General features: G+C 66.7%; 23 protein-coding genes. 9 read left to right on the forward strand and 14 right to left on the reverse strand.

Annotated elements, in window-relative coordinates; genetic code table 11:
* Positions 1–885, forward strand: a complete 885-nt coding sequence (locus AC23D6_RS08675; protein ID WP_487752354.1) for a ZIP family metal transporter — start codon at positions 1–3, stop codon at positions 883–885.
* 52 nt (positions 886–937) lie between these two features.
* On the forward strand, positions 938–1,690 hold the full coding sequence (locus tag AC23D6_RS08680) for a glutathione S-transferase family protein (RefSeq protein ID WP_487752355.1): 753 nt from the start codon (positions 938–940) through the stop codon (positions 1,688–1,690).
* Between the two features lie 29 nt (positions 1,691–1,719).
* Here AC23D6_RS08680 and AC23D6_RS08685 read toward each other — a convergent pair whose 3' ends face one another.
* The gene (locus AC23D6_RS08685; protein ID WP_487752356.1) at positions 1,720–3,480 is read right to left on the reverse strand and encodes a M14 family metallopeptidase; all 1,761 of its coding nucleotides are present in this window, start codon (positions 3,478–3,480) and stop codon (positions 1,720–1,722) included.
* 143 nt (positions 3,481–3,623) lie between these two features.
* On the opposite strand from AC23D6_RS08685, the gene AC23D6_RS08690 reads away from it, so the two are divergent.
* The 3 genes from AC23D6_RS08690 to AC23D6_RS08700 all read left to right on the forward strand — a co-directional run bounded on the left by AC23D6_RS08690 (position 3,624) and on the right by AC23D6_RS08700 (position 6,586).
* On the forward strand, positions 3,624–5,240 hold the full coding sequence (locus AC23D6_RS08690) for a POT-type proton-dependent oligopeptide transporter (protein ID WP_487752357.1): 1,617 nt from the start codon (positions 3,624–3,626) through the stop codon (positions 5,238–5,240).
* Positions 5,241–5,247: 7 nt separating this feature from the next.
* A complete protein-coding gene (locus AC23D6_RS08695; protein WP_487752358.1) occupies positions 5,248–5,865 on the forward strand; it encodes a rhomboid family intramembrane serine protease in 618 nt (205 codons plus the stop codon).
* A 79-nt stretch (positions 5,866–5,944) separates the two neighbouring features.
* Entirely contained in the window at positions 5,945–6,586 is a 642-nt protein-coding gene (locus AC23D6_RS08700; RefSeq protein ID WP_487752359.1) for a hypothetical protein, read from the forward strand.
* A 139-nt stretch (positions 6,587–6,725) separates the two neighbouring features.
* Here AC23D6_RS08700 and AC23D6_RS08705 read toward each other — a convergent pair whose 3' ends face one another.
* Positions 6,726–6,929 (reverse strand): hypothetical protein, encoded by a 204-nt coding sequence (locus AC23D6_RS08705; protein ID WP_487752360.1) that lies wholly within the window; start codon positions 6,927–6,929, stop codon positions 6,726–6,728.
* A 198-nt stretch (positions 6,930–7,127) separates the two neighbouring features.
* Here AC23D6_RS08705 and AC23D6_RS08710 point away from each other — a divergent pair, with 198 nt between their 5' ends.
* The 3 genes from AC23D6_RS08710 (at position 7,128) to cfa (ending at position 9,457) form a co-directional block, all read left to right on the forward strand.
* Complete coding sequence (locus tag AC23D6_RS08710) at positions 7,128–7,421, forward strand: GNAT family N-acetyltransferase (protein WP_487752361.1); 294 nt, start codon at positions 7,128–7,130, stop codon at positions 7,419–7,421.
* A gap of 67 nt (positions 7,422–7,488) precedes the next feature.
* Complete coding sequence (locus tag AC23D6_RS08715; RefSeq protein ID WP_487752362.1) at positions 7,489–8,331, forward strand: DUF3298 and DUF4163 domain-containing protein; 843 nt, start codon at positions 7,489–7,491, stop codon at positions 8,329–8,331.
* Between the two features lie 34 nt (positions 8,332–8,365).
* Complete coding sequence (gene cfa, locus AC23D6_RS08720) at positions 8,366–9,457, forward strand: cyclopropane fatty acyl phospholipid synthase (protein ID WP_487752363.1); 1,092 nt, start codon at positions 8,366–8,368, stop codon at positions 9,455–9,457.
* A gap of 60 nt (positions 9,458–9,517) precedes the next feature.
* Here the strand turns inward: cfa and pilH are convergent, their stop codons facing one another.
* From pilH to purB, 12 genes are all read right to left on the reverse strand, one after another.
* Positions 9,518–9,910 (reverse strand): twitching motility response regulator PilH, encoded by a 393-nt coding sequence (pilH, locus tag AC23D6_RS08725; protein WP_093297747.1) that lies wholly within the window; start codon positions 9,908–9,910, stop codon positions 9,518–9,520.
* 104 nt (positions 9,911–10,014) lie between these two features.
* On the reverse strand, positions 10,015–11,010 hold the full coding sequence (locus AC23D6_RS08730) for an oxidoreductase (protein WP_487752364.1): 996 nt from the start codon (positions 11,008–11,010) through the stop codon (positions 10,015–10,017).
* A 128-nt stretch (positions 11,011–11,138) separates the two neighbouring features.
* Positions 11,139–11,585 (reverse strand): GIY-YIG nuclease family protein, encoded by a 447-nt coding sequence (locus tag AC23D6_RS08735; protein ID WP_487752365.1) that lies wholly within the window; start codon positions 11,583–11,585, stop codon positions 11,139–11,141.
* 93 nt (positions 11,586–11,678) lie between these two features.
* Positions 11,679–12,272, reverse strand: a complete 594-nt coding sequence (locus AC23D6_RS08740; protein ID WP_487752366.1) for an LOG family protein — start codon at positions 12,270–12,272, stop codon at positions 11,679–11,681.
* Positions 12,273–12,377: 105 nt separating this feature from the next.
* Positions 12,378–13,814, reverse strand: coding sequence for a dihydrolipoyl dehydrogenase (lpdA, locus tag AC23D6_RS08745; protein WP_487752367.1), 1,437 nt, complete (start codon positions 13,812–13,814; stop codon positions 12,378–12,380).
* Between the two features lie 239 nt (positions 13,815–14,053).
* Positions 14,054–15,277: a dihydrolipoyllysine-residue succinyltransferase gene (sucB, locus tag AC23D6_RS08750; RefSeq protein WP_487752368.1), complete on the reverse strand. Its 1,224-nt coding sequence runs from the start codon at positions 15,275–15,277 to the stop codon at positions 14,054–14,056.
* A 51-nt stretch (positions 15,278–15,328) separates the two neighbouring features.
* Entirely contained in the window at positions 15,329–18,157 is a 2,829-nt protein-coding gene (locus AC23D6_RS08755) for a 2-oxoglutarate dehydrogenase E1 component (RefSeq protein ID WP_487752369.1), read from the reverse strand.
* A 188-nt stretch (positions 18,158–18,345) separates the two neighbouring features.
* Entirely contained in the window at positions 18,346–19,251 is a 906-nt protein-coding gene (locus tag AC23D6_RS08760) for a GNAT family N-acetyltransferase (protein ID WP_487752370.1), read from the reverse strand.
* Positions 19,248–20,504, reverse strand: coding sequence for a ribosomal protein uL16 3-hydroxylase (locus tag AC23D6_RS08765; RefSeq protein ID WP_487752371.1), 1,257 nt, complete (start codon positions 20,502–20,504; stop codon positions 19,248–19,250). The genes AC23D6_RS08760 and AC23D6_RS08765 overlap by 4 nt, the downstream gene beginning before the upstream one ends.
* Positions 20,505–20,586: 82 nt before the next feature.
* On the reverse strand, positions 20,587–21,495 hold the full coding sequence (bla, locus tag AC23D6_RS08770) for a subclass B3 metallo-beta-lactamase (protein WP_487752372.1): 909 nt from the start codon (positions 21,493–21,495) through the stop codon (positions 20,587–20,589).
* Positions 21,492–21,890 (reverse strand): VOC family protein, encoded by a 399-nt coding sequence (locus AC23D6_RS08775; protein ID WP_487752373.1) that lies wholly within the window; start codon positions 21,888–21,890, stop codon positions 21,492–21,494. The genes bla and AC23D6_RS08775 overlap by 4 nt, the downstream gene beginning before the upstream one ends.
* A gap of 21 nt (positions 21,891–21,911) precedes the next feature.
* Entirely contained in the window at positions 21,912–23,279 is a 1,368-nt protein-coding gene (gene purB, locus AC23D6_RS08780; RefSeq protein ID WP_487752374.1) for an adenylosuccinate lyase, read from the reverse strand.
* Between the two features lie 139 nt (positions 23,280–23,418).
* Here purB and AC23D6_RS08785 point away from each other — a divergent pair, with 139 nt between their 5' ends.
* Positions 23,419–24,840: a class II fumarate hydratase gene (locus AC23D6_RS08785; RefSeq protein ID WP_487752375.1), complete on the forward strand. Its 1,422-nt coding sequence runs from the start codon at positions 23,419–23,421 to the stop codon at positions 24,838–24,840.
* Positions 24,841–24,880: the final 40 nt, after the last annotated feature.

Below are 24,880 nucleotides of genomic sequence, written 5' to 3' on the forward strand. Positions count from 1 at the left end.
ATGAACCGCGTCCTGCAGCCGTTCGCCTACACCCGCACGCAGACCGCCTGGCCCTACCTGCTGGCCGTGGCCGCGATCATCGTGGCCGCGGTATGGTGCGTGGCCGAGATCCCGTCGAACCCCGCCGCCGCCGGCGTGCGACAAGCGCTACGCGGCGGCGCGCTGTGTGCACTGGCCACCGCGCTCGGTGCGCTGCCGGTCCTGGTTGTGCGATCCATCCCGCAGCGCGTCTCCGATGGCCTGCTGGGCTTCGGTGCCGGCGTGATGCTGGCGGCCACCGCGTTCTCGCTGGTCCTTCCGGGTCTTGAAGCCGCGACTGGCGCAGGCTACTCGCCTTGGGGCGCCGCGGCGCTCGTCAGCGGCGGCGTGCTGTTGGGTGCGGGCGTGCTGCTGATGATGGACCGCATGCTCGTCGATGATCCGCTGGATGCGCAGCGGCATCTGGTGTCGTCACGGGTGATGCTGTTCGTGTTGGCGATCGTGCTGCACAACGTGCCGGAAGGCATGGCGGTGGGCGTGTCGGCGGGCGGTCGCCTCAGCGGGGCAGAGGGCCTGGCCATGGGCATCGCCTTGCAGGACATCCCCGAAGGCCTGGTGGTGGCGCTCGTGCTCGCCACCGCCGGCATGGCGCGCAGCAAGGCGGTCTTCATCGGCACGCTGTCGGGCGTGGCCGAGCCGCTGGCGGCCGTGCCCAGCGCATGGGCCGTGGGGCTGTCATCGATCCTGCTGCCATGGGGACTGGCGTTTGCAGCCGGCGCGATGCTGATCGCCGTGGGGCACAGCGTCATTCCCGAATCCAACCGCCACGGGCATGGCGCGATCGCCTCCTGGGGCCTGGCCATCGGCTTCTGCCTGATGATGGCGCTGGATACCGCCCTGGGTTGACCCGGCCGCGCCGAGTGCGCACCCTGCGTCGGGACTTCGACGGAGCAGGGACATGACCGAACCGCTGACGATCATCGGCAACTACATCTCGCCCTATGTGCGAAAGGTGCTGGTGTGCCTGGACCTGAAGGGCGTCCCTTATCGCATCGATCCGATCGCGCCGTTCGTGGGTGATGAGGAGTTCAGTCGGCTCAGTCCGTTGCGTCGCATCCCGGTCCTGATCGATGGCGACCTGGTCCTCAACGATTCCACGGTGATCTGCGAATACCTGCAGGACAGGTTCCCCACTCCGTCGCTGTATCCCGCCGATCCGGTGCAACGCGCGCAGGCGCGTTGGCTGGAGGAGTACGCGGATTCCTATCTCGGCGACGTGGTGATCTGGCGGATGTTCTTCCAGAAGGGCGTGCGGCGTTTCCTGTTCAACGAAGGCACCGACGAGGACGTGGTCCGCAAGGCGCGCGAAGAGGAATTGCCGGTCGCGCTGGACTATCTCGAAGCGCGGGTGCCGGGCGAAGGCTGGATCTTCGGCGCGCTGTCGATTGCCGACATCAGTGTGGCCAGCTTCTTCCGCAACGCTGCGTTCGTGAAGTACCACGTGGACCCGCAGCGCTGGCCACGCGTGGCGGCCTTCCTAGAGCGTGCGCTGGCCCTGCCCGCATTCGCCAGGCTGGCGGCGTTCGAAGACCGCACCCTGCGCACGCCATTGCCGGAACAGCGTGCCGTGCTGGCCGAGATGGGTGCGCCGCTGACCGCGACGACCTGCGGCAACGCGGCGCCGCGCTACGGGGTGATGCGCCTGGGCTGACGATCACGCCTATGCGCGGCGGCGCTTTTTCAGGGCGTCGCATCCACGCGCAGCACCGGGTACAGCTGGTAGCGCTCGTCCCACGAAGGATGACGACGGTAGAAGAACTCCAGCCGTGCGGCGGGATCGTCCGCGAAAGCCTTGTCTTCGCGCAGCCGGCGTTCGAACTCGGCTTTCACCGCCGGGTCGCGCAGCATCTCGCGCGCGACGGTTTCGGCCACGTAGTCTTCCATGTATTCCTTGCGCTCGAACGCATTGTTGAAGCGGCCCCAGGCGAGCAGCGAATCCGGCGCTTTCGGTTCCAGCAACGCTATCACCAGGCGGGCCTTGGGTTGGGCGATCGGCACGAACAGCGCGCCGGTGGGCGTGCTGCGGGTTTCGCGCGTCCAGTCGCCTTCGACCGTCAGGCGCTGGTGGGTTTCGACCGATGTGCCACCGAAGCTGCTCTTGGTCGCCCGGAACACCTGCGCATCGCCCTGCCAGGCCTTGCCCAGCAGGCGGTAGTCGATGCCATGCATCTTCAGTAGCGGCGCCACCCATGCGGCTTCCGCTGCAGGCACCAGATAGCCACCGCGCGGCGCATCCACGACGATGCCCGGGCGGATCTCGTCCTTCAGCGGCACCTTCCAGATCTGCGGCGTGGTTTCGTCGTAGCGCGTCATCAGCGCACCGGACACATCGGACTTCGCGCGCGTGTACGCGTAGCCGCGGAAGTCGACCGTGCGTGCGGTCGGTGCCGCGACCCAGGTCAGGGGTTCGGCGTTGCCGGCCAGCTGCTTGGCCGCCGCATCGGCCTGCTTCGCGGCCGCCTGCCAGGCGGCGCCGTCACGGGCGACGTGTTCCAGCACCGAGACGACGGTGTTGCGGGTGATGCGCACGCGTACCGGGTATTCCTTCCAGGAATGCGTTTCCACCAGCATGCCGATGCGGTTGCGCAGCAGGAAATAGCCGTGCGAGAAGCGCGGCGGTGGCACGCCGTCCTCGAAGCCCGAGGTGGGATCGTCATTCACGACAAACGACGGGTAGTAGGGCAGGGGCAGCGAGCCTTGCTTGGCCAGGTCGTCGATGACGGCGGTGCGCAGCGTGAGGCCGGCCTGGCGCAGGCCGGCATCGCCAGCGTGCACGGGTTCGACCTGGATGGAGATGTCGTGTTCGAACTGCGCGCCGTTGGTCGCGTGCAGGTCGACCGCGACGATAGGATCCCAGCGCTGCACCAGCTGCAGCATGGCCTGCATCTCGGCGGTGTCGGCCTTCACGTAGTCGCGGTTGAGGTTGTAGTTCTGCGCGGTGGTGCGCCACCCCATTTCCCTCGGTCCGCGCTGGTTCGGGCGATTCCATACGCCGAAACGCTCATGGCCGTCGACGTTGAAGACCGGCACGAACACCCATACCAGCTTGTCCAGTGCGCCGGATGCCGCCTTGCCTTCCAGCACTTCGCGCAGCGCGAGGAAGCCCGCGTCCTTGCCATCGATCTCGCCCGCGTGGATGCCGCCCTGGACCAGCACCACCGGCAACTGGCGGCGCTGCGCCTGCTCGGGGGTCAGGGCGCCGCTGGTGGAAGCGACGATGGCCTTCATCGGTCGGCCTTCGGGCGTGGTGCCGAACGTGGTGCAACGCACGGCCTTGGGATACTGGCGCGCGAACGCGTCGCAGAGGGCGATGACCTCGTCGTAGCGGCCGGTGTCCACGAACCCCGAACGTTCCGACACCGTGGTCAGCGTCGACTGGGCATGCGCGAGCGGTGCGAGGGCGAGCAGCAGCATGATGCAGGGCAGGCGCGACATGGTCATATCCTGAACAGGGCAGCGCGCATGATGCCCGGCAATCGCGGTCAGTCCCAGTCCCCGTTGCGCCCGTGTGTCCGCGCCGTGGCGGTTCGACCCGTCGCGGGGGGATACGGTAACCTTCCGGAAATTTTTCACCGGAAGATCGGATGAGCACGACCGCAGAAGCCAGCCAGGGCCGCATGCCCCGCCAGATTCCCTACATCATCGGTAACGAGGCGTGCGAGCGGTTCAGCTTCTACGGGATGCGCAACATCCTGGTGCCCTTCCTGATCAGCTCGGTGCTGCTGGCCTATCTGCCGGACCAGGCGGCGCGCGAAGGCGCGGCGAAAGACCTGTTCCACAGCTTCGTCATCGGCGTGTACTTCTTCCCGCTGCTCGGCGGTTGGCTCTCCGACCGTTTCTTCGGGAAGTACAACACCGTCCTGTGGTTCTCGCTGATCTACTGCGCCGGCCACGCATGTCTGGCGATGTTCGAAAGCAACGCGACCGGCTTCTATACGGGCCTGTTCCTGATCGCGCTGGGCTCGGGTGGCATCAAACCGCTGGTGGTCACCTTCTGCGGCGACCAGTTCGACCAGACCAACAAGAGCAAGGCCAAGGTCGTCTTCGATGCCTTCTACTGGATCATCAACTTCGGTTCGTTCTTCGCCTCGCTGCTGATGCCGCTGGTGCTGCGCAGCTGGGGACCGGCCTGGGCGTTCGGCATCCCGGGCATCCTGATGTTCATCGCCACGCTGATCTTTTGGGCGGGCCGCAAGAAGTACGTCAACGTGCCGCCGTCGCGCGGGACCGATCCGGACGCCTTCCTCACCATCGTGCGCAGCGCGCTGCTGGGCATGGGCGCAGGCATCGGCACGTGGGTCGCCGCCGTCGGCATCGTCGGCGCCGTGGCCATGCTGGCGCTATGGGCGCTGAAGTTCGCAGGGGTCGGAATCTGGCCCGAGGCATGGGGGTTCGTCATCACGGCGTGCCTGGCGTTGGGCGCGATCATCGCCGGTGTCGGCTTCGGCGCCTCGCTTCAGCTCGAGCGCGCGCGCGGCCTGCATCCGGATGCCGCCATCGAAGGCGTGCGCTCGGTGCTGCGGATCCTGATCGTGTTCGCGCTGGTCACGCCGTTCTGGTCGCTGTTCGACCAGAAAGCCTCCACCTGGGTCATCCAGGGCAAGGCGATGGTGATTCCACATGACCTCTGGTGGTGGCCGAGCTGGCTGGTAAAGGACGCCACCCAGATGCAGGCGCTGAATCCGCTGATGGTCATGCTGCTGATTCCGTTCAACAACCTGGTGCTGTACCCGGCGCTGCGGAAGATGGGCTTCAACGTCACGGCATTGCGTCGGATGGGGTGGGGCATCGCGATTTCCGCGCTGTCGTGGATCGTCGCGGGCCTGCTGCAGCTGCAGATGGACGAGGGCGAGCAGGTGTCGCTGGCGTGGCAGACGCTGCCGTACCTGCTGCTGACCTTCGGCGAGGTGCTGGTGTCGGCGACGGCGCTGGAGTTCGCCTACAGCCAAGCGCCGATGGCGATGAAGGGCGTAATCATGGCGTTCTGGTACCTGACCAGCACCTTCGGCGGGCTGTGGGTGCTGCTGACGAACGCCAGCGTGCGCGACCCGGCGGTGATCGGCTGGATCCAATCGCAGGGCTGGACCGAGAACGCCTTCCTGATGTTCTTCTTCGCCGGTTTCGCCTTCGTGGCGGCGCTGGCGTTCGCGCTGTACGCGCGGACTTATCCGATGCAGGACAACTATCGCACTGCGGCCTGAGGACACGATGAGCGCACCGATCACCCTGCTGCTGATCGCGGTCACCTGCGTGATCAGCTTCGTCGCTTTCCGCACCCCGTCGCTGCTGATGCGGCTGATCCTGTGGCCACCGGCGATCGACCGCCACCGCCAGTACGATCGTCTGGTGACCTACGGCTTCGTCCACGCCGATTTCTGGCACCTGCTGTTCAACATGGTCACGCTGTTCTTCTTCGGCCGGTTGATGGAGGAGATCATCACCCAGCTCAGCGGGACGCGTCTGACCTTCGTGGCGTTCTACTTCTCGGCGCTCGTGGTGTCGATCCTGCCCACGTACCTGAAGCACCAGAAGGACCCGAACTACCGCAGCCTGGGTGCGTCCGGTGCGGTGTCCGCCGTGTTGTTCGCCTACATCCTGATCGATCCCTGGGCGATGATCGGCGTGTTCTTCATCCCGATGCCGGCGATCGTGTTCGCGGTGCTCTACATCGCCTACAGCATCTGGATGGACCGTCGCGGCGGCGACAACATCAACCATGGCGCGCACCTCGCCGGCGCCGCGTATGGCGTCTTGTTCCTGATCGCGATGGAGCCGCGCGTGCTGACGCACTTTCTCGAGGCGCTGTCGCGTCCCAGCTTCGGTTAAGTGGCCCTTGCCGTCGCGCTCACCCGCACTGAAGGTGAGCCGTGTTATCCCGGCTCCATGTCCCCACGTGGAGCAGCGCATGGCAACGGCACGCAAGGCGACGGGCAAGACAGCGGCCAGGAAAGCGGTGAAGAAAACGGTTGCGAAGGCGGTGAAGAAGACGCCGACCCGAGCGGCGAAAAAGGCGGCAGGCAAGACCGCGACGAAGACGGTGAAGACGACTCCGGTGCGCAAGGCCGCGAATGAGGCTGCGGCGAAGAAGACATCGCGCAAGGTCGTGGGGAAACCCGGGCCTGTGAAAAAGACGGCGACGAAGACCGCGCGCAAGGCCGTGGTGAAGAAGACCCTTGAGAAGGCCGGGAAGAAAGTGACGAAAGCCGCCGTCACGCCGCGTGCGGCGGAGGTTCGCAAGGCCACGCCCGAGCCCCGAAAAGCCGTGGCACGCAAGCGCCCGCCCGAAAAGATCACGCCCGATCAGGCGCTGGCCAATGCACGTGCGCTACTGGAGCAGAAGCAGGAGCACGATCGCCAGCAGGCGCCGTGGCAGCAACTCGATGAGAACGCACACGGGGCCGCGCCGGGCGCCGGGTTCGTCTCGACGGAAGCCGCAGACAAGGCCGTGGAACTCCACGCGGCCGAAAGCCGGCTGAAGGCGATCCAGGGCAGTTCCGGGACGCAGGATCGGCGCAATCAGGGCAAGCGCGATCACCGCGGCGACTGAGGCCACGGCTCTCACGACAGGAGTGGGGTATATCAGGGCCTCCGGCGAGGCCGGGAGGGACGGGACTCCGGCGCGGCAGTCGCACCCGAAGGCGGACCCCTGCGCCGCGCCGGAGCACCCGGTAAAAAGCGTTTGCGGCTCAGTCCACCAGCGAGTGCACGGCGTGCACGCTGCCGATCTCGGCGCTGGAGTAGGCGGACATCAGGCGTTCGTAGACGGCGTTGTTGAGACGCTCGAATTCCCAATCGCTGGTGTGGCCCGTGACGGTAAGTTGGAACAGGCCCTCCAGCAGCGTGAAATCGCTGGCGTTGGAGACGTCGGGCATTTCTTCGATCAGGCTCATGGCGGAACTCCGAAGTGCGGGTCTATGGCCCGGTACACGCAGCAATCGTGCCAACTTCGGTTTCGCGAACCGGATCACGTTTCAGTTGCGCGAAGAAACCGTTCACAAGGATGAATGTGACGTGTTGCGTCAGTTTTGCCCCGATCGACCCTGGGCATTGGGTCACAATGCCGATGAGCCCCCCGCCACGGAGATGCCATGACCCCCGACGCGCCTTCCCCAGACGTGCATCACGATGCCGATGCCCACCGGTTCCACACCTCGGTGGACGGCTACGAGGCCGAATTGCTGTATTCGCTCCGGGACGGACGGATGACCATCAACCACACCGGCGTCCCGGACGAAATCGGTGGGCGCGGCGTGGCCGCGGCGCTGGTGAAGGCGGCGTTGGAGTTGGCGCGCGCGCAAGGCTGGCGGGTGGTCCCGGCGTGCTCCTACTCCGCCGCTTACGTCCAGCGGCATCCTGAGTACGCCGGTCTGGTCGAGGGCTGAATCGGCTGGAGGGCGAGGGTGGTGCGCCCTAGAATGACGCCCATCACACACGCGGAAGGAGCCCGAAGTGTCCCCCAGCAAGTCCTCCCCCCTGGCGCGCGCGGCCCTGTTGGCCGTTTGTGCGACAGTTTTCCTGGCTGCCTGCAAGCGCGAATCCGCACCCGCGGCACCCGGCGATGGCACCCCGCCCGCGGCCACTGCGCCGACGGGAACGGCCACCGCACCCGTGGCGCTGAAGGACGCCATTGAGACGACCGACCGATACGTGGTCGGCATCAGCTATCCCCCCGCCGCCGACCGGTACCCAGGCCTGGCGAAGGCGTTGTCCGACTATGCGGCCGCCGAGCGTGCCGAACTGATGGAGGCAGTCGATGCTTTCGGCAACGACAAGCCCACCGCGCCCTATGAGCTGTCGTTGGCTTTCGAACAGGTCGTGGACACGCCGCAGATCGTCGCGATCGCGGCCGACGGCAGCCGGTACACCGGCGGCGCACACGGCCAGCCGCTCATCGCGCGCTTCGTCTGGTTGCCGCAGCAGGACAAGCGTTTGACCTCCGCCGCGCTGGTGCCGGACCCGAAGGGTTGGCAGGCGATCAGCGACTACGTACGTGAGCAACTGCACACCGCCGTGGTCACGCGGGCCGACGAGGACGAACTGGCGGCCACCGACCGCGCCGCGCTCATCAAGAGCACCTCGCGGATGATCGATGAGGGCACGGAGCCCGAGCCCTCCAACTTCAGCGAATTTGTACCCGTCCTGGACGCTGCCGGCCACATCACCGCGCTGCGCTTCGTGTTCCCGCCTTATCAGGTGGGCCCGTACGCGGATGGCACGCAGACGGTGGACGTCCCCGCCAGCGTCCTGCTGCCGCACGTCGCTCCGGAGTACGCGGGGCTGTTCGCCCGCTGAGCCCGCCATGCCCCACGCCCGCTTCGAGCACAGGATGCGAACCCTGTTGGCCGAAGCGGACGTGCGGATCGATGGCGACAGACCCTGGGATTTCCGGGCGCACGATTCTCGCGTGCATGCGCGCGTGCTCGGGCAAGGCTCGCTGGGGCTGGGAGAGAGCTACATGGATGGCTGGTGGGACGCCGATGCACTCGACGGTCTGCTGTTCCGCCTGCTGGACGCACGACTGGACGAGCGCGTGCATGGGCCAGGCGAGCTCTTCGATGCGCTACGCGCGCGCCTGACCAACCTGCAGTCGCGTCGCCGCAGCGGTGAGGTGGGGCGTCGCCACTACGATCTCGGCAACGACCTGTATGCCGCCATGCTCGGGCGTCGCCTGGTGTACAGCTGCGCCTACTGGCGCGACGCGCAGGACCTCGACGCGGCCCAGGAAGCGAAGCTCGACCTGGTGTGCCGCAAGTTGCGCCTTGCGCCCGGCATGCGGGTACTCGACATCGGCTGCGGGTGGGGCGAGGCCCTGAAGTTCGCCGCCGAACGCTACGGCGTCACCGGCGTCGGCGTGACCATCTCTTCCGAGCAGGCCGAGTACGCGCGCCGCCTGTGCAGGGGGCTGCCTGTCGAGATCCGTCTGCAGGACTATCGCGACCTGGACGAGCGTTTCGATGCCGCATTCTCGCTGGGCATGTTCGAGCACGTCGGGGTGAAGAACTACGCGACGTACTTCGATGTGGTTCGCCGCTGCCTGCCCGCTGACGGCCTGTTCCTGCTGCATACCATCGGCACGAACCGATCGGTGCACCGGACCGATCCGTGGATCGCGCGCTACATCTTCCCGAACTCGATGCTGCCGTCCGCTGCACAGATCGCACACGCGGTCGAGGGACGCTTCGTGCTGGAGGATTGGCACAGCTTCGGGGCCGACTACGACCGCACGCTTCAGGCCTGGCGGGGCAACGTGGAGGCGGCGTGGGAACGGCTGGATGCGCGCTACGACGCGCGCTTCCGTCGGATGTGGCGCTACTACCTGAGCGCGTCGATGGCCACGTTCCGCAGCCGCCGTTCCCAGTTGTGGCAGTTGGTGCTGTCGCCGCGCGGCGTGCGGGGCGGCTATGCGGCGCCGCGGTGAGGGCGGAAACGAAAAGAGCATGCGGGGGCCTGCTCTTTGTGCATGCCGCGCGGTCTGTGCTCAGGCCGAAGGCGGCGAGGGCAGTTCGCGGGCGTTGAAGATGCGCTCGATGACCTCCGCCAGTTCGTCTTCCGAGAACGGCTTGGTCAGGTAGGCCTTGGCGCCCTGGCGCAGGCCCCACATGCGGTCCGTGTCCTGGTCCTTGGTGGTCACCAGGATCACCGGGATGTGCTTGGTCGTCGCCTCGCGGCTCAGGGTACGGGTGGCCTGGAACCCATTCAGGTTGGGCATCACCACGTCCATCAGGACCATGTCCGGCAGCTCGCGCTTGGCGACTTCCACGCCCGCGGCGCCATCTTCGGCGGTGATGGATTCGTGCCCGAGTTTCTCGACGATACGCTGGATGCCCAGCAGCTGCGACGGTGAATCGTCGACGATCAGAATCTTTGCCATGGAGTTCCCCAAGTTGTCCCCGCCGAGGATTGTAGAGCGACTTTGGGACAAGACAAATGGGGATGGCGGCCAGGGCGCGACGCCCGTCGCGCCGCCACTGCCGTTCATCCCATTCGCACGAGCGTGCGACCAAAGGACTGTCCGGCCAGCATGGCCCGGAAGACCTCGGGCAGGCCGTCCAGGGTGGTTTCACGCGTGCAGATGGTGTCCAGATGGGCCGGCTTCCAGTCGCTGGCCAGGTGGGCCCAGACCGCCTCGCGGATGTCCCGCGCGGTGCCCGCCGAGGCCACGCCCAGCAGCGAGACACCGCGGATGATGAAGGGCATCACCGTGGTGGGCAGGTCGTGACTGGCGGCAAGGCCCGCGGTGGCGACGTTACCGTAGGGCGTGGTCTGCGCCAGCAGGCTGGCGAGCATCGGGCCGCCAACGTTGTCCAGACCGCCGCCGAAGCGTGCCGACTCCATGGGGCGCGTTGTGGCGAGGGCGTCGCGTCCAAGCACCTGGCTGGCCCCGATGGACGTCAGATAGTCGCTGTTTTCCGGCTTTCCGCTGATCGCGTGCACCTCGAACCCCGCCTTGCTGAAGATGTCCACGGCCAGCGAGCCCACACCGCCGGTGGCGCCGGTGACCGCCAGCGGCCCCAGCTCGGGCGTCTGCCGGTTCTCGCGCATTCGGAACAACGCGAGCGCGGCGGTGAAGCCGGCCGTACCGAGGATCATGCTCTCGCGCAGGCTCAGGCCCGCTGGCAGGTGAATGACCCACTGCGCTTCCAGGCGCGCGTACTCGGCATAGCCGCCATCGCGCGTCTCGCTGAGACCGCAGCCAGTGACGAGCACGGCATCGCCTTCCTTGAAGGCCTGATCGGTCGAGGCCACCACATGCCCCGCGACATCGATGCCGCCCACCAGCGGGAAGCGCCGCAGGATCTTGCCTTCGCCGGTACCGGCGAGCGCATCCTTGTAGTTGACCGAAGAGTACGCGGTCTTGATGACCACTTCGCCGGGATTCAATCCGTCAAGCGTCAGCGTCTCGATGCCCGCGCGATAGCCAGCGTCGTCGTTGTGGATGCGGAAGGCGTTGAAGGCGGTGGGGAGGGTCATAGCCTGCTCGTCATCCCGGCGAAGTCCGGGACCCAGTGACTACGATTCTTGCGGTCAGATCAAGGAAAAGCAAAGGCAAGATCCTGCGACTTTGGTCGGAACCGCGGTAGGCTTCGGCGATGGAGCACTCACGCAAGCTCGTTGCTCAGGTCATGCCAATATGGATTCCGATCTTCGATAAGTTGGATCTTCCATGCGCGCTTCCATTCCTTCAGCGCTTTCTCACGGATGATGGCAGCTTGCATGGTCGGGTGGATCTCGTACCAGACCAGCATATGTACGCGATAGCGCTGGGTGAATCCGGTGGCTAGGTCATTCTTATGCTGCCATATGCGAGAGGGTAGGTTGGAAGTGACGCCGACGTACAGCGTGCCGTTGCGTTTGCTCGCCAGAATGTAAACGCAGGGAATCCTTTCCCGCATCGTATGCTCCGTGGTGTATTGCGTTCCTTCGATCTGGATATTGGCGTTGTTACGAGACCCGGCCAAGCGCCAGTCGCTGGGTCCCGGCTTTCGCCGGGATGACGGCCAGCGGTGGAGTGAGGACACTCGGCGCTTTGGCAGCGCCTTTTCCAAGCTGGTGGATCGCAAACAACGGTACTCGTCATCCCGGCGAAAGCCGGGACCCAGCGACTGGCGATTCCAGCAGGGAAACTACCGCAGCCACCATCACCGCAGCGACTTCCTCCGCTTGTCGTCCATCCACTTGTCGGCCTGCGCCGGGGAGTAGGCGCGCATCCAGGCGATCATCGCGTCGAGGTCGTCGCCGTGCCACAGGTCGTTGCGCTGTTCCGGGTGCAGGAAGCGCTCCTCCACCATGCGGTCGATCATGCCCATCAGCGGCGTGTAAAAGCCTTCCACGTCGAGGAAGGCACAGGGCTTGTCGCCGATGCCGAGCTGGCGCCAGGTCAGCATCTCGAACATCTCGTCCAGCGTGCCGAAGCCGCCGGGCAGGGCGACGAAGGCGTCGGACAGGTCGAACATGCGCTTCTTGCGCTCGTGCATGTTGGCGACCACTTCCAGCCGGGTGACGCCCTTGTGTGCCACTTCCCAGCCCACCAGTTGCTCGGGGATCACACCGATGACTTCACCGCCGGCCGCCAGTACCGCGTCGGCGACGATGCCCATCAGGCCGACGTTGCCGCCGCCGTAGACCAGCTGCAGGCCTTCCTTGGCGATGCGGTCGCCGAGGGCGATCGCGCGTTCGGTGTAGGCGGGCTTGCTGCCGGCGTTGGAGCCGCAGTAGACGCAGATGCTCTTCATGTCGCTGTCCTGTAGTGCGTGTTGTCTGAAACGCAAAACGCCAGGCTTCGCCTGGCGCATGCGGTGTCTCAGCGGCCCCGCGTTCGCGCGGCCGCCGTGCGGGCCTCAGTTGGCCTTGTGGATCGAACGCTTGTGTACGGCCATCGCGGCGTCGTGGATGGCTTCCGACAGGGTCGGGTGCGCGTGGCAGATGCGCGCGAGGTCGTCGGCCGAGCCCTTGAACTCCATCGCGATCACGCCTTCGTGGACCAGTTCCGACACGCCCACGCCGACGGCATGCAGGCCCAGGATCAGGTCGGTTTCTTCATGGGCGATGACCTTCACCAGGCCGGCCGGTTCGCCCATCGCGACTGCACGCGCAATGGCGGCGAACGGGAACGTGCCCACCTTGTACGGCACGCCCTCAGCCTTGAGCTGCTGCTCGGTCTTGCCGACCCAGGCGATTTCCGGCTCGGTGTAGATGACCCACGGCACGGTGTCGAAATTGACGTGGCCCGGCAGGCCGGCGATCAGTTCCGCCACGGCGATGCCCTCCTCGAAGCCCTTGTGCGCCAGCATCGGGCCACGCACGCAGTCGCCGATGGCCCACACGCCGTCCACGCCGGTGTGGCAGTGGTCGTCGACTTCGATCTGGCCACGCTCGGTCAGCTTCACGCCGGTGCCGTCGGCCAGCAGGCCCTTGCTCGCGGCCTTGCGGCCCACGGCGACCAGCAGCTTGTCCACCGTCAGCGTCTTCTCGCCTTCGGCGTCGCTGTAGGTGACCACGACTTCTTTCTTCTTGCCCTTGCCGGTGACTTCGGTCTTGCTGACCTTGGCGCCAAGGCGGATGTCGAGCCCCTGCTTCTTGAATTCCTTCGCGGCGACCTTGGCGATCTCGGTATCGGCGGCGGCCAGGAAATCCGGCAGCGCTTCCAGGATCACGACCTCGGCGCCGAGGCGCTTCCACACGCTGCCCAGTTCAAGGCCGATCACGCCGGCGCCGATCACGGCCAGACGCTTCGGTACCTCGGTGAAGTCGAGCGCGCCGACGTTGTCGACGATGGTCTCGTTGTCGAACTTCGCGAACGGCAGTTCGATCGAATCCGAACCCGAGGCGATGATGACGTTGGTGCCCTTGAGTTCCACTTCGCTGCCGTCGTGCTGCTTGACCTTGACGACGTTGCTGGGCTGCAGCTGGCCGAAGCCGTAGTAAGGGGTGATCTTGTTCGCCTTGAACAGCATCGCGATGCCGCCGGTGAACTGCTTCACGATCTTGTCCTTGCGGCCGACCATCGCCTCGACGTCGATCTTGGCATCCTTGAAGGTGATGCCGTGGTCGCCGAACAGGTGGCTCATGTTCCAGTACTGGCGCGAGGAGTCGAGCAGCGCCTTGGAGGGCACGCAACCGACGCGCAGGCAGGTACCGCCCAGCGCGGGCTTGCCGTCCTTGCCCAGCGCGGCATCGATGCACGCGACCTTCATGCCCAGCTGCGCGGCGCGGATGGCGGCGTGGTAGCCGGCCGGGCCGGCACCGATGACGACGACGTCGAATTGTTCAGCCATTTGGTGGTCCTTTGCTTTTCCCTTCTCCCGTCGGGAGAAGGTGGCGCGAAGCGCCGGATGAGGGGTGCCGCAGTCGCTTATCCGGTGGATGTGGGGGTGAGCGAGCCACAGCGAGTAAAGGAAACGAACAGCCGACAGGTCGCCTCTACAACTCGCTGCGGCTCGTTCATCGTGACGGGCCCCGGGTTGCTGGTGGGGCGCCCCCAACCCCTCTCCCGCCGGGAGAGGGGCTCAGTGCATCACATGCCCAGGAGCATGCGATGCGGATTTTCCAGTTGGTTCTTGATGTCGACCAGGAACAGCACCGCGTCCTTGCCGTCGATGATGCGGTGGTCGTAGGACAGTGCGATGTACATCATCGGCGCGGCGATCACCTGGCCGTTCTCGACGATGGCGCGGTCCTTGATGGCGTGCATGCCCAGGATGGCGCTCTGCGGCGGGTTGACGATCGGCGTGGACATCAGCGAACCGAAGGTGCCGCCGTTGGTGATGGTGAACGTGCCGCCCTGCAGGTCTTCCAGGCCCAGCTTGCCGTCGCGCGCCTTCTTGGCGTACTCGGCGATGCCCTTTTCGATGTCGCCGAAGCCCATGCGCTCGACGTTGCGCAGCACCGGGGTCACCAGGCCCTTGTCGGTGGAAACGGCGATGGAGATGTCGGCATAGCCGTGATAGATGATGTCGTTGCCGTCGACCGACGCGTTGACGATCGGATGGCGCTGCAGCGCGTTGGCGGCGGCCTTGGCGAAGAAGCTCATGAAACCGAGCTTGATGCCGTTGGCCTTCACGAAGTCGTCCTGCAGCTCCTTGCGCATTTCCATGACCTTGCTGAGGTTGACTTCGTTGAACGAGGTCAGCATGGCGATGGAGTTCTTGGACTGCATCAGGCGCTCGGCGATGCGCGTGCGGATACGGGTCATCGGCACGCGCTCTTCCGGACGGGCGCCACCGGACACGCCGGCGGTCTTGCCACTGGCGTAGTTGACCAGGTCTTCCTTGGTCACGGCGCCGCGGCGGCCGGTGCCTTCCACGTTCGCCGGATCGATGCCCTGGGTGATCGCGGTGAAGCGCGCGCCCGGCGGCAGCGCGTCGGCGCCAGCCGGCGCGGGCTTGGTGCTGGACGGCGCGGCGGCGTCGGCCTTGGCGGCCTCCGCCTTCGGCTGCACTTCCTGCGCGCCTGCGGCCGGCGTCTTCTCCTCGGCGGCGGGAGCGGGAGCGGCGGCGGCCGCGCCTTCCTCGATGATCGCCAGCAGCTGCTGGCTGGTCACCGTGTCGCCTTCCTTGAACTTGATCTCCTTCAGCACGCCGTCGACGGGCGAGGGCACTTCCAGCACGACCTTGTCGGTTTCCAGGTCCATCAGGTTCTCGTCGCGCTTGACCGCATCGCCCACCTTCTTGTGCCAGGCGGCGATGGTGGCGTCGGAGACGGACTCGGGAAGAACCGGAACTTTGACTTCAGTGGCCATTGGATGGGGCGTCCTGGTGGTGTTGTTGTTCGTTGGAATGGGGGTGCGTGCTTATTCGGCGACGTTGTCGCTGCCGAGCTTGTTGACCAGCGCATCGGCCACCAGCTTCAGCTGTTCCTCGACGTGCTCGGCGAAGTGGCCGGCGGCGGGCGAGGGCGAACGCGGACGGCCCGCGTAATGCAGCGATTGCTTGTCGGCCAGGCAGGCTTGCAGATGGTGCTTGATCTGGTACCACGCACCCTGGTTCTGCGGCTCTTCCTGGCACCAGACCACCTCGGTGGCCTTGCCGTAGCGCTTGAGTTCGGCCGCCAACTGCTCGCGCGGGAACGGATACAGCTGTTCGATGCGCAGGATGGCGACGTCGTCCTGGCCGCGCTTCTGTGCATCTTCCAGCAGGTCGTAGTAGACCTTGCCCGAGCATGCAACGACGCGCTTGACCTTCTTGGCGTCGGCGGTGGCGTCAGGGATCAGGTGCTGGAACTCGCCATTGGCCAGTTCGTCCAGCGTGGACACGGCCAGCTTGTGGCGCAGCAGCGACTTGGGCGTCATCACCACCAGCGGCTTGCGCGTGGTCATGCGCATCTGCCGGCGCAGCATGTGATAGGCCTGTGCGGGCGTGGTCGGCACGCAGACCAGCATGTTCTCCAGCGCGCACAACTGCAGGAAGCGCTCCAGGCGCGCCGAGCTGTGCTCCGGGCCTTGGCCTTCGTAACCGTGCGGCAGCAGCAGGGTGAGGCCACTGATGCGGCCCCACTTGGCTTCGCCAGCGGCGATGAACTGGTCGATGACCACCTGCGCGCCATTGGCGAAGTCGCCGAACTGCGCTTCCCAGATGCACAGGGTATTGGGATCGGTGGTCGAGAAGCCGTATTCGAACGCCATCACCGCTTCTTCGCTCAGCAGCGAATCGATGACGGTGGCCTGCTCGGGTTGCTCCACCAGCTGGCGCAGCGGCAGGTAGTAGCTGTCGGTCTTCTGGTCGTGCAGGATCGCGTGACGGTGGAAGAACGTGCCGCGGCCGGCGTCCTGGCCGACCAGGCGCAGGCCGTGGCCTTCGGCCAGCAGCGTGGCGTAGGCCAGGTTCTCGGCGAAGCCCCAGTCGCCCGGGAGTTCGCCGGCGGCCATCTTCACGCGATCCTCGTAGATCTTGGCCACGCGCGGGTGCAGCGCCACGCCGGCGGGGATCGTGGTGATGATCTTGGCCAACGCGTCCAGCGACTTGCGCTTGACCTTGGTATCCACCGGATCGCTGAGCTTGCCGGACAGGTAGCGCGACCAGTCGATCGCCAACTCGTCGCCCTTCTGCTTGGCCAGTTCGGTGGTGACTTCGCCGGAATCCAGCTTGTTGCGGTATTCGTCGGCCATTGCCTTGCCGCCCTCGGCCGGGATCACGCCGGCGCCTTCCAGCTTGGCGGCGTACATCTCGCGCGTCGTCGCGTGCTTGCGGATGGTCTGGTACATGACCGGCTGCGTAGCCGCCGGTTCGTCGGCCTCGTTGTGGCCGTGGCGGCGGTAGCACACCAGGTCGATGACCACGTCCTTCTTGAACTGCTGGCGGAAGTCGTAGGCCAGCTGGGCCACGAAGACAACGGCTTCCGGATCGTCGCCGTTCACGTGGAACACCGGCGCGCCGACCATCTTGGCCACGTCGGTGCAGTACAGCGTGGAGCGCGAGTCTTCCTTGTTGCTGGTGGTGAAGCCGATCTGGTTGTTGATGACGATGTGCAGCGTGCCGCCGACGGCGAAACCGCGCGCCTGCGACATCTGGAACAGCTCCATCACCACGCCCTGGCCGGCGAACGCGGCGTCGCCATGCATGATGATCGGCAGCACGGCCTGGCGCGCGGCATCGTTGCGGCGTTCCTGGCGCGAACGGACGCTGCCCGCCACGACCGGGTCGACGATCTCGAGGTGCGAGGGGTTGAACGCCAGCGCCAGGTGGACGGGGCCGCCCGGGGTCGCGATGTCGGCGGAGAAACCCATGTGGTACTTCACGTCGCCGGCGTGGGCCAGGCTGTTGTCGTGTTCGAACTTGCCTTCGAACTCGTCGAACAGCTTGCGCGGGTTCTTGCCGAGCGTATTGACCAGCACGTTGAGTCGGCCGCGGTGGGCCATGCCCACCACGATGTCCTTCACGCCACCCTGGCCGGCGCTGCGGATGGTGGTGTCAAGCAACGGGATCAGCGCGTCGCCGCCTTCCAGCGAGAAGCGCTTCTGGCCCACGTACTTGGTGTGGAGGTAGCGCTCCAGGCCCTCGGCCGCGGTCAGGCGCTCGAGCGTGCGGCGCTTGGCGTCGTCGGACAGGCCGAACTGGCCGCCGGCGGTTTCGAGGCGCTGGTACAGCCACTGGCGCTGCTCGACTTCCGAGATGTGCATGAATTCCACACCGATCGGGCCGGTGTAGGTCGCCTTCAGCCGCGCCAGCAGGTCGCGCAACTTCATGCGGGCGTGGCCGCCGACGTTGCCGGTGCTGAACTCGCTGTCCAGGTCCCGATCGGACAGGTTGTGGAACGACAGTTCCAGGTCCGGGGGATTCACCGGCGGGGTCAGGCCCAGCGGATCGATCTGCGCGCCTAGGTGGCCGCGAGAGCGGTAGGCGGTGATCAGGCGGCCGATGTTGCGCTCGCGCTCGTCGCCGCCGGCAGCCACGACATGACCGTTGTTGGCGGCCTGGCGGGCAGCCTCGGCGATCTGCTGGATGACGACCGAATGCGGAACGTCACCCGCTTCGTGGCCCTTGAAGCCGTCGAAGTAGGCCTTCCACTTGGGGCCCACGCTGTCCGGAGCGACGAGGTACTGCTCGTACAGGTCTTCGACGTAGGAGGCGTTGCCCCCGCTGAGCTGCGAGGATTGCGCGAACTGCTTCAGGAGATTGTCCACGATGGCGATGGCGTGCTGTGGGGTAGTCGGGGAGGCGCTTACGGTCCATGTGGCGCGATGTCCGACGGACATGGACGAAAACCCAGAAATTATACCCCCATGCCGGGAAGGGGGCGTAACCCGATTGGACTAAAGACGCAGGGCGCCGCCCCGCAGAGGCTCTCGTGGCGCGGTTTCCGCGGCGTCGATCAGAGGCCGAGCGCGCGGAATTCGGTGACCGGACGCGCGCGTTCCCACATCTGCGTGAATTCGTCGCGCAGCTGGCGGACGCGTCCGGCATGCTCGAGGCCGGCCTCGCCATCGTAGCGATGGCCCAGGGGGCGGAAGTAGTACCCGTGGTCGTCGTTGGCGACGAAGGCCGCCGCATAGGACAGGTCCACCGGGTCCTGCACTTCGCGGAACAGGAAGACGCTGGGCAGCCGTTGGCCCAGCCCAATCAGGGGTGCGAGCGCGTGCCGGGGCGTGGCAGCGTCCTGCAGCAGGACCTGGACCTGCACGCCGGTGCGGTGGGTAGCGAACCGGCGCAGCGCGTCCAGCACCGGCGACGCGTCCCACAACCCGGGATCGAGCGCGCGGCTGTAGATCACCAGCGATCGGCGGGCCTGGGCGACGATGGCCGTGGTGATGGCCACGGCCTCGGCCCGGTGGGCGAGGGTGGCCGTAGCGCCCAGCACTCGGCGCATGCCCTGATGCTCGATGCCGGCCTCGAAGAAGCGCTCGCCCTCCGGCAGGAAGCCCTGGCGGGCGTAGAACCGTTCGGCGTCGACCTGGGCATGGAGGGACACCGCCGGCCAGTGACGCTGGCGGGCTTCGTCCAACAAGGCCTGCAGCAGGGCCTCTCCGACGCCGCGGTTGCGCCAGGCCGGCAGGACCGCCATGCGCCCGATGCGGTGATCGGGGGTGAGCCGCCCCGTGCCGATGGGCTGGCCACCGGCGTCGCGGGCGATCACGTGGTGGCATAGCGGGTCCAGGGCGTCCCGCTCGAGATCGGCAGGCACCCCCTGTTCCTCGATGAACACCACGTCACGGATCCGTCGCAGGTCATCCAGCGCGGCGGTGTAGTCGACCGCCTCGACGCGATAGTCGGTGCTCATGCGTCTTCGTCCTCCCTGTCCGGGTCATCATCATCCAGGGCGAGCTGATAGTGGCCCTGCGCAGCGAGGGCCATGACGGCATCACGGCCGGCGGCACTGAGCGCGGCATAGGTGGCACCGTCGAGCGCTTCGAGCAACGCAAGCTGGCGGGCATCCTTCACCGGCACGACGTAGTCCACGCCATTGCAGAACAGCGTCGCGTCCTTGTGCCGGCGTCGCCAGGCGACGCGCGAGAAGGGATGGCGGAGCAGCTGCGCGCCCTGTTGCAGGTCCCATTCCAGTTCGATCCGTGAGCGCGCGTCCGGGCCCGGCATCACGTCGCCCGAGGCGCGATAGGTGGTGATGAAGCGGCCGAACCAGTCGCCCAGGCGGTCCGGGTCATTCATGCGCAGCGCGTTGAGGGCCTCGACCACGCGCTCCATCGCGCGCGCATCGATTTCGTAGGGATCCTGTGGCGGGGCCAGGTCCTCGTCGTGGTAGCGCACCGCCTCATCGGCATCCGCGACCAGGGTGTCGAGGTAGTCGGCGATAAGTTCGGCCGACGAGGGCGCGCGCATGCCTACCGAGAAGGTCAGGCACGGGTTCTCCGCCACCCCGTGGTGCGGGACCAGCGGCGGCAGGTACAGCATGTCGCCGGGCGAGAGCACCCATTCGTGGGTGGGCTCGAAGGTGCGCAGCAGCTTGATCGCTACGTCTTCCTGGAAGCCCAGGTCGGGCGCCGGCTTCCCCATCGCCACGCGCGCGTCGATCATCCAGCGGCGTTCGCCCTGCGCCTGCAGCAGGAATACATCGTAGTGGTCCACGTGTGCGCCGACCGATCCGCCGGTAGCCGCGAAGCTGATCATGATGTCGTCTACGCGCCAGCGCGGCAGGAAGCGGAACTGCTCCAGCAGCGCGCGCACGTCGGCATCCCACTTGTCGACGTCCTGCACGAGCAGGGTCCAGTCGTGGTCGGGCAGGCCGGGGAAATCCGCTTCCTGGAACGGGCCGGTGCGCACGTCCCAGGTGCCGGTGGCGCGATCGAAGCTGATCATCCGCGCCAGCACACCTTCTTCGCAGGCCAGGCCGGCGAGGTCTTCGGGTTGCACGGGCGTCTCGAAGCCGGGGAAGGCATTGCGGATCAACAGCGGGCGCTTGTGCCAGTAGTCGCGCAGGAAGCGCTCGGCCGGCATGCCGAGCGGGTGCTCGCGCGTGGCCTGGATTTCGAACGGCAGCGCGGTGGCGGTACGGGAGGCGGCGGTCTTCTTGGTCATGGGCGATGAGGGGCCGTTCGGTACAGCATGAAATGAGGGAACAAGGATCGCGACAGGCCGCGAGGACCGTCATTGATGCCGATCAAGGCTTAGGCGTAGCGGAGGCCGCTTCATCCGCCAAACGCTTGTCCAGGCGCTGGGTAGCGGCGTTCGCGTACGCACGGCAGGCGCCTGTGTCCGAAAGCGGTGCGCTGGCCCTGGGGCCGATCCGGGTCCACAGCTGGCTCGCCGACGGATGCGGCGTGACCAGCACGTCGCAGTCCAGGGCGGCGATCCGCGCCAGCGTGTCGCGGAAGGCCGCCACGTAGCCGGGATGCGCGCGTTCGTCGCTGTAACGGAACACGTCGTCCGAGATGGCCGTCAGGCTGTCGGCATAGACCATCTGGTGGCAGATATCGCCTTCGCAGCTGCGCCAGGTCCAGCTGGTGCCGCCAGGCGTGTGGCCGGCCGAAGCGATGGCCTGCAGGACCAACGGACCAACGCGCACAACGCCACCGTCGGCCAGGGTGATGACGCGTTCGACCGGGACGATGGGCTCGGACACTTCGAATTGCGGATCGCTGCGGTCGGGCTTGCCACGCGTCAGCACGCCCACGGCCGGTGCGCGCGCATAGACAGGCGCACCCGTGGCCCGCTGCAGTTCGGCCAGGCTGCCTGCATGATCGTGGTGCTCATGCGAGAAAACGATGGCGCGCACGTCCTCGGGCTTGAAGCCCAGCGCACGGATATTGGCCAGGATCTGCGGACCGGCCTGCGGCGTGGCGGCATCGATCAGGATGTGGCCGGCATCGGAGGTCACCAGCAATGCGCTGATCCCGCAGGTGCCGACGAACCAGGTATTGCCGTACACGCGCAGCGGGGTGGCCGGGTCGTTCCAACCGGCATCCGTAGCGCAGGCTTTCGCGGCGGGCGCGTCGGCGGCGGAGGCCGCCAACGGCAAGGCGAAGGCGAAGGCGAACAGGCAGGCGATGAAGGCGTACCGCAGGGTCATGTGGCGATCTCGTCGTAGCCGCGATTGACGAACTGCAGCAGGCACCAACCATGGCCCCACGGGTCGGCCAGGCGAACGATGCGGCCCCAGTTCGCTTCACGGATGTCGGTTTCCTGCAGCATTCCGGCCGCGAGGGCGCGGTCGAGGGCAGGTTCAAGCAGGTCCACCACGATATCCAGGTGCACCGGCGTCCAGTGGCGTGTGTAGTCGCGCCGGGCCTCGGCGGCGGCCACCGAGGCGGCCGGATTCTGCAGCAGGTAGATCGGCGCCTGCGCACCGAGCAATTCCACGCCGCCCCTACCGAAGCGGCGCCCTGCCGTGAGCCCGAAGGCGCTGGCATAGAGCGCCTCGGCGGCAGGCAAATCGGGCACGTCGATGTTGATCAGCAGGTGCATCGTCGTTCCCGCCTCTGCAGGTCAGATGTCCCGTGCGAGCCGCGCGGCCAGGCCGGTGTAGCTGCCCGGCGTCATTTCGCGCAGGCGCTGCTTGTCGGCGGCCGGCAGCTCGAGCGATTCGATGAAGCTGCGCATCGAATCGGCGGTGATCCCCTGGCCACGCGTCAGCGCCTTCAGTTGTTCGTACGGGTTCGGCAGGCCGTGGCGGCGCATGACCGTCTGCACGGCTTCGGCCAGCACTTCCCAGGCCGCGTCGAGGTCGGCGTCCAGACGCTGCGGGTTCACTTCCAGCTTGCCCAAGCCCTTGGCCAGAGAATCCAGTGCGACCTGGGTGTGGCCGAACGCGGTGCCGAGCGCACGCAGTACGGTGGAGTCGGTCAGGTCGCGCTGCCAGCGGCTGATCGGCAGCTTGGCGCTGAAGTGCTCGAACAAGGCATTGGCGATGCCGAAGTTGCCTTCCGCATTCTCGAAGTCGATCGGATTGACCTTGTGCGGCATGGTGGAGCTGCCGACTTCGCCTTCCTTGAGCTTCTGCTTGAAATAGCCCAGCGAGATGTAGCCCCAGATATCGCGGGCCAGGTCGACCAGGATGGTATTGGCGCGGCGCGCCGCATCGCCGATCTCGGCGACGTTGTCGTGCGGCTCGATCTGGGTGGTGTACGGGTTGAATACCAGGCCGAGGCTCTCGACGAAGCGCTGGGCGAAGGCCGGCCAGTCGATGTCCGGGTAGCTGGCGACATGGGCGTTGTAGTTGCCCACCGCACCATTGATCTTGCCGGTCAGTTCCACGGCGGCGATCTGTGCGCGCTGACGCTCCAGGCGGGCGACGACGTTGGCGATCTCCTTGCCGAGCGTGGTCGGCGAGGCGGTCTGGCCATGCGTGCGCGACAGCATCGGCTGCGCCGCCTGCGCGTGGGCCAGCGTGCGCAGCGTGGCGGCAATGCCATCGAACGCCGGCAGCAGCACCTCGCGGCGGGCCTGCTCCAGCATCAGGCCGTAGGACAGGTTGTTGATGTCTTCGCTGGTGCAGGCGAAGTGCACGAACTCCAGTGCGGGCGCGAGTTCGGCATCGTCCTTCAGCTGTTCCTTGATGAAGTACTCCACCGCCTTGACGTCATGGTTGGTCGTGCGCTCGATGTCCTTCACGCGGGCCGCGTGGGCGACGCTGAAGCCATCGGCCAGCGAACGCAGGCGGGCCTTCGCGCCGTCGGAGAACGCGGCCAGTTCGACGATGCCGGGTTCGGCCGCCAGCGCCAGCAGCCACTCGATCTCGACTTTCACGCGGGCGCGGATCAGGCCGTACTCGGAAAAGATCGGGCGCAGCGCGTCGACCTTGCCGGCGTAGCGGCCGTCGAGCGGGGAGAGGGCGAGCAGGGACGATTCCGACATGGGGGCGGGGAGGGCTGAAAAGGATCGTTTCATTTTACCCCGGGAAGCGGCCCGACCGGCCTGGCGTATCCTGTCGGCCCCGCCAGCCACCGGCTCCGCGCCGGCGCGCAAGCCGTGAATTCCTTCCAGGAGACGGTGAATGACCAGCAAGAAGACCGCGGGCCGCACCCGCATCGAACACGACAGCATGGGCGAACTGCAGGTCCCCGCGGACGCCCTCTGGGGCGCCCAGACGCAGCGCGCTGTGCAGAACTTCCCCATTTCCGGCCGGCCGATGCCGCGCGGGTTCATTCGTGCGCTGGGCCTGGTGAAGTCGGCCGCCGCGGAGGTCAACGCAGGCCTGGGCTTGCTGCCCAAGGGCATCGCCAGGGCCGTGCAGGTGGCCGCGAACGAGGTCGCGCGCGGCGACCACGACGCCCACTTCCCGATCGATGTCTACCAGACCGGTTCAGGCACCTCGTCCAACATGAATGCCAACGAGGTGATCGCCACGCTGGCCTCGCGCGCGGGCAAGGCGCAGATCCACCCGAACGATCACGTCAACCTCGGCCAAAGCTCGAACGACGTCATCCCGACGGCGATCCGCGTCGCCGCGCAGCTGGCGGCGGTGGAGGACCTGCTGCCGGCGATCAAGCATTTGCGCAAGACGATCGATGCGCGCGGTCGCGCGCTGGGCAAGGTGGTCAAGACCGGCCGCACGCATTTGATGGATGCGATGCCGCTGACGTTCGGCCAGGAGTTCTCCGCCTGGTCGGCGCAGCTGGCGTCCGCACAGGCGCGCATCGAGGACACGCTCAAGCGCGTGCGGCGGCTGCCGCTGGGCGGCACGGCGATCGGTACCGGCATCAACGCCGACGCACGCTTCGGCGCGCGCGTGGCGAAGGCGCTGTCGTCCATCACGGGTGCCCGCTTCGAAAGCGCGGCCAACAAGTTCGAGGGCCTCGCGGCGCAGGATGACGCCGTGGAACTGTCGGGCCAGCTCAGTGCGCTGGCCGTCGCCCTGACCAAGATCGCCAATGATCTGCGCTGGATGAACTCCGGACCGCTGGCCGGCCTGGGCGAAGTGGAGCTGCCGTCGCTGCAGCCGGGGAGTTCGATCATGCCGGGCAAGGTGAACCCGGTGATCCCCGAAGCGACTGTGATGGTCTGCGCACAGGTCATGGGCTACCACACGGCGGTGACGGTGGCCGGCCAGACCGGCAACTTCCAGCTCAACGTCACCCTGCCGCTGATCGCGCACAACCTGTTGGAGGCGATGCACCTGCTGTCCAACGTGTCGCGGCTGCTGGCCGACGACTGCATCGCGGGGCTGAAGGTGCGCGATGCCCGGGTAAAGGAAGCGCTGGACCGCAATCCGATCCTGGTCACCGCGCTGAATCCAGTGATCGGTTACGAGAAAGGTGCCGCCATCGCCAAGCAGGCTTACAAGCAGAACCGGCCCGTGCTCGAGGTGGCGCGCGAAGTCACCGGGTTGCCGGAGAAGACACTGAAGCCGCTGCTGGATCCGGCCGTGCTCGCCAAGGGCGGTATCCACGGCAAGGCGGGCGGCGGAGGGGGGTGAACCCGTTCGCCGAGGTCGAGCGCCGAACAGGCATTGGCGG

It is taken from the genome of Pseudoxanthomonas sp. G3 (genome assembly GCF_057654715.1).